We start from the raw sequence: 13,398 nt of genomic DNA, 5'->3' as shown, positions 1-13,398 counted from the left end.
GAACAAGCATGAATCCCAATAAATTAACACCTGGATACAACATCATGTGGGAATCAAGCCGAATGATGCTACCAGAGCACCGAGAGCAACTACTTGCTCAAAAACGAAAGAAAAAAGAATATACACCTCTTCCGCTCAGCTCCGATCAGCTAGAGGAAATGAATGTTTTGATCACACAATCGATTACCGAGGATCAAGCGATTTGCGTGACATATATCGCATCCGGTATGAAAGCTCAATTTTGGGGCTGGGTGAAAGCCATTCATTATGAAACACGCCGAATGAAAATCGTGAATGACGAAGATGTTCTAAACCTTTCCTTACATCAAATTATTGCCATCGATCTCAATTGATTTTCGCAAAACGAAAACATGATCATTGAAAAACCCGCTTCGTTTTTCTGAAAAAATCATGACCCATCAAGGCTTAAAACCTTGAAAACGAGGTATATGCTCTTCGAATGAACGGGACGGTTCAAGCTTCTCTGTCATTTGACGGATGACTCCTCCATCAAATTGTGTATTTAATTTGCACAATTTTTCATGTATGATTGGAACATCTTACAAACTCAGGGGAGACACAGCATGAAAAATAACTTACGCACTTTACATCCACTTAGTTGGACGATCATCATCGGCACGATATTTGGCCGAATGGCGACATCTATGAGCATTCCCTTTTTAGCCGTTTATTTGACACAAGTCAAAGGCGCCTCAGCCTCTTCAGCTGGATTGATCATTGCCGTCAGCTCTCTTATTGGGATTGTTGCGAGTTTTTACGGCGGCTATGTTTCCGACCGAATCGGCAGAAAAAAGGTCATGCTTTTATCCATCTTTGGCTGGACACTTGTCTTTGTTGGCTTCGCGTTTGCAGATGCCATTTGGGTCTTCTTTTTTATGAATGCTTTAAATGGACTGTGCCGGGCGCTGTTTGAACCAACGTCTAAAGCACTCTTATCCGATGTCACCCCATCGAGCATTCGGTTGTTTGTCTTTAACTTACGGTATACGGCCATTAACATTGGTGTCATTTTCGGCCCGCTGCTTGGCTTATATCTCGGGTCATCAAAAACGACTTTTCCATTTCTCGTCGCTGCCCTCATTTACTTGTTGTACGGGTTAACGCTGGCATGGCAATTTCAAAAGCACCCAGTGGCTGCTCCAGAAAGCACCAAACAAATCGGCGTCAAAAAAGCTCTTTCCATTATTCAGAAAGATACGGTCTTTAGCATCATCCTCATTGGCGTTACTTTATGTTCATTTGGCTATTCACACCTAAGCTCAACACTGCCTCAATATTTATCGGCATCCCCTATGATTGAGGATGGCCCTAAACTGTTTGGGTATCTTTTATCCTTAAACGCAGTGGTTGTCATTGTCGTTCAGTACCCGCTGATTATGATCGCTAAGCGCTATTCAACGATTTTGTCGTTAACGACTGGGAACGTGCTTCTAGCAGGCAGTTTGTTTGCCATTGCTTTTTCACAAAGTCTCGGCACGCTTGCTTTTATCATTGTCGTGTTTACGATTGGTGAAGTGCTGCTCTTTGCGATGATGGATCTGTTTGTAGACAATATTGCAAAACCTGAAGTGAAAGGATCATACTTCGGCGCAATGGGGTTTTCTCAGCTCGGCAGCGTCGTCGGACCGTTTGTCGGAGGATTGTGTATTGACTTATTTGGCGCAGCCCATCCCCTTTCTATTTTTTCAGTCTTGGCGATTGTCACCGCTGCAGGCGTTCCGTTTTTACTTATCGGATACTATCGCCTAAAAAAACGAACGGCGGCTGCCGTGGCTGTGAAAGTAAGTGGAGGTCATTAAAAAAACCGCTCTCAATTGAGCGGTTTTCTTTATACCCTGCGGATGGCGATCTCTTCCACCTTATGCTGATCGCCTTTTTTTAAAATCAAATCGGCTCTATATTTTGTCGGCAAAATATTTTCATATAAATTTGGCCGGTTCACTGTATTCCAAATCGTGCTTGCCATCTGATCTGCTTCTTCATCCGTCAAATCTTTGTATTTATGAAAGAAAGATTCAGGGTCTTGGAAGGCTGTTTCCCGCAGCAAACGGAACCGTTCTTTATACCAGCATTGAATTTGCGTCTCAGCGGCATCTACATAAATCGAAAAATCGAAGTAATCTGATACAAACACGCGCGGCTCATCCTTCAGATCATCCAGTGCCGGTGATTGCAACACATTGATCCCTTCAATGATGACAATATCTGCATCTTCTACTGTTTCATACACCCCTTCAAGACGGTCATAGGTCAGATGTGAATATACAGGTGCATGCACAGTTTGTTTCCCTGATTTTAATTCATTTAAAAACGAAAGTAGCGCTTTAACATCATAGCTTTCCGGGAAGCCTTTCTTTTCCATCAGCCCCCGATCTTTTAACTCTTTTTGAGGATACAAAAAGCCGTCCGTTGTTACGAGACTCACCTTCAGCCCATCTCCAAGCCTTGATAAAAGTGTTTCAATAATACGTGCTGTCGTGCTTTTTCCGACGGCCACACTTCCTGCAATCCCAATTAAAAAAGGGATTTTCGCATGATGCGGGTAGTTTAAAAAAGCATTGACATGCTGATTTTTTTGTTTTTCTGCAAAGACATGTAATGTCAGAAAACGAATAAGTGGTATGTAAATATCTCGCACTTCTTCTAGCGATAAGTAGTCGTTTAATCCTTGAAGTGCTCTCACTTCTTCTTCTGAAACAGATACCGGCATATATACTCCAAGAGCGGCCCACGCCTCTCTCGTATGGCGTGTATATAGTGTATTAAAATCTAGTCGTTCGTCACCCAAAGTCTTTCCCACCAATCTAAACTAAACTCATAACCAAAAAGACGATAATCCGATTGTAGCTTAAAATGAAGGCGCTGTCTTTATTTTTCAACGAAAGTTTGCTTCTTTTGCGAAAAAAAAGCATTAAATAAAGGAAAATGAGGGTAAATAAGAGTATTCAGTTTGATAGATAGAAGGGAGCACACCAAATGAAATATGTGATGATTGGCGGAGATGCAGCAGGAATGAGCTGCGCTATGCAAATATATAGAGAGGATCCAGATGCGCAAATTGTAGCTTTTGAAAAAGGAGAGATTTTCTCATATGGACAGTGCGGACTCCCCTACTTGATCGGCGGTCTCATTGATCATCACAGAAAACTCATCGCACGTAGCGCTGACACTTTTCGTGACAAATACGGAATTGATGCCAGATGCTTACACGAAGTGACCTCAATTGACCCGGAGCAAAAAACAGTATCGGGTATTCATTCTAAAACAAAAGAGCCCTTTACAGAAACGTATGACCGCCTGTTAATTGCGACAGGAGCAAGCCCCGTCACACTTGATCTAGACAGTCATTCATTAGAAGGCGTCCACGTATTAAAAACAATCCCGCATGCGCTGTCTATTTTAGACAATCTAAAAAAAGACGTCACACATATCACGATCATCGGCGGAGGATATATCGGCTTAGAAATGGCAGAAAATTTAAAAGGGCTAGGCAAAGACGTTCATATCATTCAGCGGGGTGCAACACTTGGCCCAGGCTTTGATCCCGATATGGCAAAATATCTGAAAGAAGAAGCGGACAATCAAAGCATTCACGTGGTACTTGGTGAAACAGTGCAAAAATTGAAGGGCAAGACACATGTAACAGCTGTTCAAACAGACAAACAGACCATTGAAACAGATATGGTCATCATTGCCGTTGGCGTCACTCCGCAAACATCCTTTTTAGACAGCACAGGAATTCAGCGACTTCAAAATGGCGCAATTGTTGTGAATGAATACATGCAGACCAATGTACAAGATATCTATGCGGCGGGTGACTGCGCAGCAACCTATCACCGTATCAAAAAGGAACTGGACTATATTCCGCTCGGCACGACAGCAAATAAACAAGGAAGAATCGCAGGCTTTCATATGACAGGAACAAACCGTGCGTTTCAAGGCGTAACCGGCACAGCGGTGATGAAATTTATGGACGTGACGGCGGGACGAACAGGTTTGTCAGAGAAAGAAGCAAAAGACGCGGGCCTTCCTTTCTCCACCATCACCATCGACAGCACTAACCACGCTGGATATTACCCAGATGCAGAGAAAATGAAAGTGAAACTGATTTACAGAAGCGATGATCACACCTTGCTTGGCGCACAAATCATCGGTAAAGAAGGTGTTGATAAACGAATTGATGTCATGGCAACTGCTCTTTATCAAGGGCTGACTGTGACAGACCTTGAAGATTTAGATATTAGCTATGCCCCTCCTTTTAACAGTGTATGGGATCCACTTCAGCAAGCGGCAAGACGAATATAGAAAACTTGGTATGAACAGATTTTATAGATGATCGTTCTACATCAATCAGAAGAAGCAGCCATGCTCACTTTTATCTCGTCAAAACAAAACACGAGAAACGAATCTACTTTATGAACTCTTTTACAGGAGTTCGGCATAGTATGATTGATTTATTTGTGAAGGATTTAAAAAAATTTCACCAGTATTTAAGCGAGCATAACGTCACCGTATCGGATATTCAAATATTAGCTGACCCAGACTTAGGCGGTTTTAGCTTCGAAGATGTTGATGGCAATGTCTTTGGCGTCACCAATATTAAGCCCCATCAAACAAAAAAAGAAACCAGCCTGTGACCGGTTTCTTTTTTTGTTATTTTTTCATCATCGCTTTACGTGCTGCTTTTTCAAATAAAAACGGGAATAATTGATACAACTTACTGCCAGCATTCATCCATCCTGGTAAATTAATCTCTCTTTTTTTCGTCATCATGGCGGATACGACCTTCCCTGCTACCTTGTCAGCACTGAGCATCATAAAATCAACATTTTTCACATATTCACCACTGCGGTCTGCAATGGTAAAGAAGTCTGTGGCAATCGGTCCTGGATTGACGGTTGTGACATGAATTCCGCTGTCTGCCAGCTCCATTCTGAGGCTGTTTGAAAATCCGAGAACCGCATGTTTTGATGCGGAATAGATGGCGGATTTAGGGGTGGCAATTTTGCCTGCCTGTGACGCAATATTGATAATATGCCCCTTCCCTCTTTGTTTCATCTCAGGAAGGACCTTTTTTGTGCAGGCAATTAAACCAAAGACATTGACCTCAAACATTGACACCATTTCCTCAATGGATGCGTCTTCGACGAGATCGAACACACCAAAGCCGGCATTGTTCACCAAAATATCAACAGCACCCACTTGTTGATAGGCTTGATCAATGTCCTCAAGCTGACTGACATCAAGCTGAACGATGTGACATACGCCGCCAGCACTTATAATCTTTTCTTTTACACCTGTGAGCTTTTCAATTCGTCTTGCCGACACAATGATTTCTGCTCCTTCGGCTGCTGCCAAGTACGCCATCTTTTCACCAATACCGCCTGAAGCACCTGTAATCCATATTCTCTTTCCTGTTAGTCGCCCCATTTATTTCACTCCTTCAATTGCTCGATAGTAGAGGGTTCCGTCTTTTTGCACTTCTTCAATATGTCCAGCCGCTAAAAGCACATCAAGCTGCCCGACTGTCTCAGACATTGTCAGAAATAATGCTTCTTCATACAGGCCCGGAAATAGGGTGCGACAAAGATGAAAGGCGGTCATTTCCTTTCGTTGAAGCAGCTGATACATCGTATTTGCCCGTTTTTCCTGTTTTTTAAATCTTTCTTCGATCAATTCGTGATGAGAGGTAATGAGCTGGCCATGCCCTGGATAAATCGCCTGAATGGGCAAATGCAATAAACGCTCGAGTGATGCTTTATATTGAAGCAGCGATTTTTGACGTTCTGTTCCTTTCACCGGCGCTTCCATTAACGGATTGGAAGAAATGGTCGTAAGCAGCAGATCACCGCCGATGAAATTCCCTGTTGTTTCATCTAAAAAAGAAAGATGAGATTGTGCATGTCCTGGGGTCTCCAGCACTTGGAAGTGCTCATGTCCCTTCAAACGATCGCCTTCTTTTATGACGTCATCGACATGTGCCGTACATGAATATGTATAGGACTGCCTCACCATTCTTTCACACTCACCTTGACGAAGCGGGACACCTAACTGCTGAAAAAAATCATTCATAAAATGGATTTGACGCTGTTTAAACGCTGCATCCTGACTAATATAGGGCTCATTCAACTCGTGTCCGATGACACGGACATGAGGTTTCATCAGATCTAAAAGACCGACATGATCTGCATGATGATGTGTTAAAACCACTTGATCAATATCATCTATTGATAAATGATGTTCCTTTAATTGCGTGACAAAGGCATGCTGCGCCTCTTGTGTCATCGGTCCGCAATCGACTAAGGTCACGGCATCGCCTTTTAATACATATGCATGGACATCCCCAACCGCAAACGGTGTAGGGATGGATAATTGAATCATTTCTTCTTTCACTTTTATACGTCATCTCCTGATTTTTGTCTCATAGATCATCTGAACTCACTCTTCTTTATTCATTGTATCTTGCAAAGGGCAGACTGTCATGCGGTTTAGATGGTCAATTTTTTTATCTCTCCCTATTGACACAAACTTGTCCATCGTTGCATAATGAACAACAAATATAAGATGCGCGATGACAAGGATTAGTAAGCAAAATAATGATGCAAGAGAGTGAGGTCCGCCGGCTGTAAGACTTCACCATCCTCTTATTTGCTGAACCTGCCCTTTGAGCTGTTAGGCAAACCTAAACGTTTCCCGCGTTAAGGGACTAGAGCTGAGTATGCATGATTGCATGCTAATTGAGGGTGGTACCGCGAAAAACCTTTCGTCCTTTGCAGACGAGAGGTTTTTTTATTTTCTACAAGGAGGAGTATCTTATGAGTAAAATTGGATTTATTGGTGCAGGCTCAATGGCCGAGTCTATGATTAAAGGTCTTTTAAAGAGCGGCATTATGTCAAATGAAGATATCATTGTCACAAATAAAACAAATGAAAAACGATTAGAAGAATTACATGCACGTTATGGAGTCAAAACAGATTTCGCTCGTTCCTTTATTTATGAAGAAGCCGATATGCTGGTGTTTGCTTTAAAACCAAAAGATGCGGAAAGTGGAATTTCTGAAGTAAGGCCCCATTTAAATGGACAGCTGATTATTTCTATTTTAGCGGGCATTTCTATTGAAACCATTCAGCATTATGCTGGCGCAAAAACGGCGGTGGTTCGTGCGATGCCAAATACATCAGCAGCCATACAACAATCAGCTACTGGCATTGCAGTCAGTGATGAAGTCACAGAGGCGCAAAAAGAAAAAGCAGTTCAGCTGTTTGAAACGATCGGTCATGTGACGGTTTTAGATGAATCACAGCTGAATGCGGTCACAGCCATTGCAGGCAGCGGTCCTGCCTTTATTTATCATTTGATTGAAGGAATGGAGCGAGGTGCATCGGAACTTGGGATGGACCAAGAGACAGCGAAATTGCTCATTTGTCAAATGATTGCAGGCGCTGCAAATATGCTTCAGGATAGCGGTAAGGAACCTGCTGAATTGCGCAAGGAAATTACGAGCGAAGGTGGAACGACAGAAGCAGGACTGAATACCCTTGCTTCCTATCAATTTGAAGAAGCGATTGTCGATTGTGTGAAAACAGCGACGAAACGTGCAGCAGAATTAAACGATATGTTTTCAGCGAGTACGTATAAGTAAGAGAGCAAAGCACCTGCCTTGATGACAGGTGCTTTTCATCTATCACTCGATGCTCTCATGGACATGATGGCTTTGATTTGATCGAGGTGATGAATTTCATGTAAAGCAATGGTTTCAGCTAATATTTGGACTGTCATCATCCCTTCTTCAGGATGGAGGCCAGAAAAATCCCATGTATCCTTTTCTAATAGTTGTAGTGTTTTGTTTCTGCTCTCTTTTAAGCGCTCGATCAATGCACTGACCTCTTGTGCTGTATACGTTTCATAAGCTCTTCCCTTCACATATATCTCTGGATCATATGATGCGAAAAGCGTGTGCTCATTTGATATTGCCTGCTCTATCCGCTCTGACCAGACTTCTTCTGTATCATACAAATGTCCAACAATTTGTTTAATCGACCACTTGCCTTCCCCAAAAGATTCATCTAATGTAGCCTCATCACATGTCCATACTAACTCCTCAAGCTTACGCAAACTCTCTTGAAGTGATGTCATGATCTCTGTTTTTGTTAGTACTCCTGTTTTCACTCTCACAATCCCCCTTCAAATATATGTAAGTATTATTCTATATCCTACTCTATTTCTTTAGACAGAAGGTGATTGATATCAAAAAGAAAAGCCCTATCATGACGATAGAGCTTTCACTTAATTCTTTTCTAATAAAGCATGAATTGTTGATTCTAAGAGCGACGGCAAAACGCCAAAAGAGAATGGGACATGCAGCCGTTCTGTCCATTTGTGCGCATCCTTTCCTAATGGACCAACGTTGATGACAGGAACGTTAAGAGCTTCTTTTTCTCCTTGTGGTAACGAGTAGCCTTTTTGGTATAGCGGCATGTTGGCTGTATAATCGTCTATATCTTGATTTTCAAGCTGTAAGTAGCTTAAATCAGATAAACCAGGAAAATATTTGACTTCTTCTACTTCGATTCCATAGATCTCTTTTGCTTCTCTTTGAATCTTCTTTAAGGTCGTTTGAATATGCAGATCGTTTGTTGAAGAAACTGATGGGTAAAATGGCGGACTATAAAACAACACAATCAGTGCTCCATCTTCCTTACAAAGGGTCGTCAGTTCCGATACAATTTTGGTTGAAAAATCACGATCCCCAAGCTCACCCCGGTTGGCAAAGGCGTAGTTGACAATTCGTTCGACCTCCTGCTTGCCGGATCGTTCAGCAGCTTTTTCGTACAGCTCATGATACGTTAACACCGTGATGTTTGTATCGATGGGTGTAAAATGTTTAAAGCGTTGAAATGCAGCGGTTTTCTGTTTGAGATTGGCTTCGATTTGGGCTGCTGCTTGTTTCGCAGTTTCATAGAGGAGCCCGTGAAGCTCTTCACTAGAGCGGTTCATCATCAGCACATTAAATAAAGAAACAGCCGTGTGAGGCGTTTGAACAGAGTAAGCTTCTTTCAAATCCTTTTGCATCAAATTGGTCGGAGGCGGTGTCACTTCACCATCTACTTCCTCACAATAATCACTATTCAGTTCTAACAGCCTGTTTAATTCAGATACCATAAAATTTGCATTTAATCCTGAGAAGGGCTCACCTACATGTGTTTCAATGCCTTTGCAGAAAAATCCCGCAAGTACCTTCCCTATACTACCTGTATAGATGTATTGATGCACATCCCCGGGATACTTTTCAAACATCGGCTCACTGTTTAAACAAGCGGTATACTCAAGGTCATACTTCTGCTTGAGCTCCTTTAGTTTCGGAACAGCCTCCAGCATCCCCTGTGAATTCACTTCTTCATCTGGCACTGTGACGAGCAGAATATTTCCTTCAAACCTCCCCGCCATCGCTCTTTCCAGCATGGAAAGCTGGACAGTCAGGCCTGCTTTCATATCCATGGACCCTCGTCCAAACAGCCAGTCACCTGAAGCTAAATCCTCTCTTGCCCTTTTTGGAAGAAGTGCACTTTTTTGAGAAAAGGACGCCATTAACTCTTCGGGCTTACACGCCATATTTTGAAATTCTCCGTAATCCTCTGTATCGACGACATCAAAATGGCTGAGGAGTAAAACAGTACGTGGCAGCGTACTTCGTTTGACAAGTGCCGTTAAAAAATATCGGCCATCTTTCATTGGATGCAAAGCCAAGTGATCAGGATGCTGCTCAAAATATGGCCGCTCCCTCAGCAAGTAATATAAATATTCCGCTAATGCGACTTCTCCCGTTGTACCAGATATGCTTTCATACTGCATAAGAGCTGTGAGTAGCTCCTTTAGTTCACTTTCCGTTTGCCATTTCATCCGTTAATCCCCCTTTGATGTCCATATCTTTCATTATACAAAATCATGTTCAAAAGCTATATGGTTTGAGCACCTTTTATGACGAATGTTTGAATGACTGTTATAATCGGCTATACCATTCTATGAGGAGGCGAAGGTAATTGGAAACAAAGCTTTTTTCACCTTGGACATTAAAAGGTGTCACACTCAAAAACCGCATCGTCATGTCCCCGATGTGTATGTATTCATCCTATGACCGTGATGGAAAATTACAGCCTTTCCACTTTGCACATTATATTTCTCGTGCGCAAGGTCAGGCCGGATTAATTATGGTCGAAGCAAGTGCTGTTTCACCTGAGGGAAGAATTAGTGATCAGGACCTCGGAATTTGGAGTGATGAGCACATTGAAGGGTTTGCCTCATTAAACGAACAAATCAAAGCGTACGGAACAAAAACCGCCATCCAGCTAGCCCATGCAGGACGCAAGGCTGAGCTAGATGGTGACATTCTTGCTCCATCCAGCATTCCATTTGACGAGCAATCTAAAACACCTCTTGAGATGTCTATCGATCAAATAAAAGACACCGTTCAGGCGTTTCAAGATGCCGCTGTCCGCGCCAAGAAAGCTGGATTTGACATCATTGAGATTCATGGTGCGCATGGCTATTTGATTAACGAATTTCTCTCACCGCTTGCCAATCACCGGACAGATGAATATGGCGGTTCACCAGAAAATCGTTATCGCTTCTTGAGAGAAGTTGTTGATGCAGTCAATGAAGTGTGGGATGGACCATTATTTGTCCGTGTATCCGCTTCTGATTACACAACAAAAGGACTAGATATTGCAGATTATATTGGCATTGCCGCATGGCTGAAAGAGCAAGGAGTCGATCTAATTGATGTGAGCTCAGGTGCTGTGGTGCAAGCCAGTATTAAAACATTCCCCGGCTACCAAGTCACCTTTGCTGAGAAAATAAGAGAAGGTGCCGGCATCCAAACAGCCGCTGTTGGTATGATCACATCTGGTGTACAGGCCGAAGAAATTTTACAAAATCAGCGTGCTGACTTGATCTTTATCGGCAGAGAATTTTTACGGGATCCGTATTTCCCCAAAACAGCCGCTAAAGAGCTTCGTACATCCATCGAAAGCCCGCGCCAATACGATCGCGCTTGGTAACATCTTTAAGCAAAAAGGTGTCTATTTTTTGAAATAGGCATCTTTTTTGTTTTTAAGAGAAACATCTTTGCCTTTTGTGCCGTCTTTTAGCTAAAGAACCACTTAGAGGAGATGGAAGAATGAACTCGGCATTGATTGAAAGAACGTATCATATAGATGGACATCACTTTTATACAAGGCATCGTCAAGGAAAAAAGCAAGCCACCATTATTTTTGAAGCAGGATATGGAATTTCAGGCGATACGTGGGCGAATATCGCTCGTGATATTGACCCAGAGCTTGGTGTTTTCTTATATGACCGTTTAGGTAATGGAAAAAGCAGTGAAAGCAAAGAAGGAAGAACTTTGCATGATCTTGCGGATGATTTAGATACACTCTTACATCAAGCCAATATTCAGCCGCCATTTCTCATTGTGGCGCACTCATTTGGCTCTCTTGTCAGCCGCTTATGGGCAAGCCGCAGAAAAGAAGATGTTATCGGTATGGTCCTTCTAGACCCAGCAAGTGAGGAGCAAGAGCAGGTCATTCTGCCGCTCTTATCAAAGGAAGAACGCACTTCATATATGGCGCAGTTCACAGCAGAATGTACACATGAGGACTTTGAGCAAATGCTGCGTACGATCAAAGAGGAGCAAACGCATTATGGGATGATGCCCCTTCTTGTCATTTCATCAGGCAAAAGCCGCTTGTTTCATCCAGCACATGAAGCTTGGCTCAGGCTTCATAAACGAATGCTCACATTATCATCCCAAAGCGGATGGATTCAGGCGCAGAACAGCTCGCACTATATTCATCACGATGAACCACATATTGTGCAGCTTGCGATTTATGATGTATGGTGTGCAGCAAAACAGCCTGTCTCTTATTATCAAACAGCTAACTAAAAACAAAAACTCCTTGACCGGACATCAGTCAAGGAGTTTTTTCATTATACCGTTGGTGCTGATTGACTTTTCTCAGACAGCAACTTTTCAATGCTGACAAGCTGAACGCATAACGTAAAGATGTCAATCGCCTGCTCTAGTTCTTCAAGTGTTGGGAACGTTGGCGCAATACGGATGTTCCGATCAAGCGGGTCGTTTCCATAAGGATATGTCGCCCCTGCCCCTGTTAGTGTCACACCGGCTTCTTTCGCTTTTTGCACAACAGCTTTTGCACAATGATCAAGTGTATTTAAGCTAATAAAATATCCGCCATTTGGTTTGTGCCACTCAGCGATGCCTGTTCCACCAAGCTTTTCATCAAGGATCGAAAGAACGAGGTCAAATTTCGGCTTAATAATCGCTGCATGCTTTTTCATATGTTCCTTCAATCCTTCTGGATTCTTGAAGAAACGAAGGTGTCTTAATTGATTGATTTTATCTGGCCCAATGGTTTGAACTGATAGCTGTTTTTGAATAAAGCTGACGTTGTCCTGACTAGATGCCATCAGTGCAACACCCGAGCCTGGGAACGTAATTTTAGAAGTAGAGGCGAACATAAACACACGGTTTGCATGTCCTGCTTTGTCTACTGCTTGAAAAATATCTTTTAACGTATCAGGCGTATCTGTTAGATGGTGGACTGCATAGGCATCATCCCAAAAAATACGGAAGTCGCCTGCTTTTGTCTGCATGGAAGCAAGACGGTCAACAACCTCATCTGAATACGTAATGCCGTCAGGGTTACTATATTTCGGTACACACCAAATCCCTTTGATGGCTTCATCTTCTGCAACCAATTTTTCTACCTGATCCATGTCAGGTCCATCCGACTTCATATCTACCGTAATCATCTCTATGTTAAAATGCTCACAAATGGCAAAATGACGATCATACCCTGGGCTTGGTGCAAGGAATTTTACCTTTGGAAGCTCTCCCCAAGGTGTTTTGCTGCCATATACGCCGTGAGTCATAGCACGTGCAATCGCGTCGTGCATCATATTCAGACTAGAATTACCGCCAATGATGATTTGTTCTGGCTTCAGATTGAGCACACTTGCAAAAAATTTCTTTGTTTCAGGAAGGCCTGTCAAGCCGCCATAGTTTCGCACATCTGTACCATCCTCAGCTGTCATTGCATCCTTTGATGTCACGACATCGAGCATGCCCATAGATAAATCGAGCTGTTTTGGTGAAGGTTTCCCTCTAGACATGTCTAAGTGTAAGTTTTTACTTTTGTACGTTTCATACTCTTTTTGTCGTGCTGCATATAGGTCATTTAATTCTGCTTCACTTAACGCTGTAAAACCGCTCATCTTTGATTGTGCCTCCCGTATTCTTCATAATGTAATTCGTCATTTGTTTTTTCTTCACCATTTTACCACTACCTGAAAAAGAG

General features: G+C 42.6%; 13 protein-coding genes and 1 other annotated feature. Of the genes, 7 read left to right on the top strand and 6 right to left on the bottom strand.

Annotated features, from left to right (window positions below; translation table 11 throughout):
- Positions 1–8: 8 nt before the first annotated feature.
- Positions 9–353 (top strand): YolD-like family protein, encoded by a 345-nt coding sequence (locus ACTJJQ_RS05680; protein ID WP_007501076.1) that lies wholly within the window; start codon positions 9–11, stop codon positions 351–353.
- Between the two features lie 231 nt (positions 354–584).
- Positions 585–1,820, top strand: a complete 1,236-nt coding sequence (locus tag ACTJJQ_RS05675) for an MDR family MFS transporter (RefSeq protein ID WP_008343828.1) — start codon at positions 585–587, stop codon at positions 1,818–1,820.
- Between the two features lie 29 nt (positions 1,821–1,849).
- On the opposite strand, the gene coaA is transcribed toward ACTJJQ_RS05675, so the two are convergent.
- The gene (gene coaA, locus ACTJJQ_RS05670; RefSeq protein WP_281201286.1) at positions 1,850–2,809 is read right to left on the bottom strand and encodes a type I pantothenate kinase; all 960 of its coding nucleotides are present in this window, start codon (positions 2,807–2,809) and stop codon (positions 1,850–1,852) included.
- Positions 2,810–2,997: 188 nt separating this feature from the next.
- Between coaA and ACTJJQ_RS05665 the strand changes: the two genes are divergently transcribed.
- The gene (locus ACTJJQ_RS05665; protein ID WP_281201287.1) at positions 2,998–4,326 is read left to right on the top strand and encodes a CoA-disulfide reductase; all 1,329 of its coding nucleotides are present in this window, start codon (positions 2,998–3,000) and stop codon (positions 4,324–4,326) included.
- Positions 4,327–4,466: 140 nt separating this feature from the next.
- A complete protein-coding gene (locus ACTJJQ_RS05660) occupies positions 4,467–4,658 on the top strand; it encodes a hypothetical protein (protein ID WP_440600018.1) in 192 nt (63 codons plus the stop codon).
- A gap of 16 nt (positions 4,659–4,674) precedes the next feature.
- Here the strand turns inward: ACTJJQ_RS05660 and ACTJJQ_RS05655 are convergent, their stop codons facing one another.
- Positions 4,675–5,451: an SDR family NAD(P)-dependent oxidoreductase gene (locus ACTJJQ_RS05655; RefSeq protein WP_007501086.1), complete on the bottom strand. Its 777-nt coding sequence runs from the start codon at positions 5,449–5,451 to the stop codon at positions 4,675–4,677.
- The gene (locus tag ACTJJQ_RS05650; RefSeq protein WP_440600017.1) at positions 5,452–6,414 is read right to left on the bottom strand and encodes an MBL fold metallo-hydrolase; all 963 of its coding nucleotides are present in this window, start codon (positions 6,412–6,414) and stop codon (positions 5,452–5,454) included. It abuts the gene before it with no gap.
- Between the two features lie 169 nt (positions 6,415–6,583).
- Positions 6,584–6,795 (top strand) — a binding site (T-box leader).
- Positions 6,796–6,836: 41 nt separating this feature from the next.
- Here ACTJJQ_RS05650 and proC point away from each other — a divergent pair.
- A complete protein-coding gene (gene proC, locus ACTJJQ_RS05645) occupies positions 6,837–7,664 on the top strand; it encodes a pyrroline-5-carboxylate reductase (protein ID WP_008342285.1) in 828 nt (275 codons plus the stop codon).
- Between the two features lie 35 nt (positions 7,665–7,699).
- Here the strand turns inward: proC and ACTJJQ_RS05640 are convergent, their stop codons facing one another.
- Positions 7,700–8,191, bottom strand: a complete 492-nt coding sequence (locus ACTJJQ_RS05640; protein ID WP_440600016.1) for a DinB family protein — start codon at positions 8,189–8,191, stop codon at positions 7,700–7,702.
- Positions 8,192–8,308: 117 nt separating this feature from the next.
- Entirely contained in the window at positions 8,309–9,922 is a 1,614-nt protein-coding gene (locus tag ACTJJQ_RS05635) for a M20/M25/M40 family metallo-hydrolase (RefSeq protein ID WP_440600015.1), read from the bottom strand.
- Between the two features lie 140 nt (positions 9,923–10,062).
- Between ACTJJQ_RS05635 and namA the strand changes: the two genes are divergently transcribed.
- Together namA and ACTJJQ_RS05625 are read left to right on the top strand one after the other, a co-directional pair.
- Entirely contained in the window at positions 10,063–11,079 is a 1,017-nt protein-coding gene (namA, locus tag ACTJJQ_RS05630; protein WP_024718910.1) for an NADPH dehydrogenase NamA, read from the top strand.
- A gap of 119 nt (positions 11,080–11,198) precedes the next feature.
- The gene (locus tag ACTJJQ_RS05625; RefSeq protein ID WP_041091946.1) at positions 11,199–11,963 is read left to right on the top strand and encodes an alpha/beta fold hydrolase; all 765 of its coding nucleotides are present in this window, start codon (positions 11,199–11,201) and stop codon (positions 11,961–11,963) included.
- 44 nt (positions 11,964–12,007) lie between these two features.
- Here ACTJJQ_RS05625 and ACTJJQ_RS05620 read toward each other — a convergent pair whose 3' ends face one another.
- Complete coding sequence (locus ACTJJQ_RS05620; RefSeq protein ID WP_440600014.1) at positions 12,008–13,315, bottom strand: aminotransferase class I/II-fold pyridoxal phosphate-dependent enzyme; 1,308 nt, start codon at positions 13,313–13,315, stop codon at positions 12,008–12,010.
- Positions 13,316–13,398 lie beyond the last annotated feature (83 nt).

This window comes from Bacillus sp. 22483 (genome assembly GCF_052044605.1).
GTDB lineage: Bacteria > Bacillota > Bacilli > Bacillales > Bacillaceae > Bacillus > Bacillus altitudinis.
The sequence above is the reverse complement of the archived record's forward strand: the minus strand, read 5'-3'. Positions and strand labels throughout refer to the sequence as shown.